Raw genomic sequence first — 278 nt, forward strand, 5'->3', positions numbered from 1 at the left:
TTTAGAACAATTAGATGATATTTGCAGACGTTTGCAAAGTTAACCGAATCAATTGTTTAAAATGGCAAGAATCCTATCAATGTGTTTTTGATTGAATTTTAAATTGTTAAAAAGACAGTTTATTGCTTTAGAAAATTTTTTGTCTTCAAAAACATTGCAGTGAGTGTTTCTCGAAGTACTATGAAAAAAATAAAATAATCTTTAGGTGTGAGATTATTTTTTTTAAAAATATTCGTTAATTTTAGCTGCTTAGAAAAAGAAGCGGTGAAATTTTTAAT

Origin of the sequence: Bartonella sp. AA83SXKL (genome assembly GCF_042196965.1) — a bacterium.
Classification (GTDB): domain Bacteria; phylum Pseudomonadota; class Alphaproteobacteria; order Rhizobiales; family Rhizobiaceae; genus Bartonella.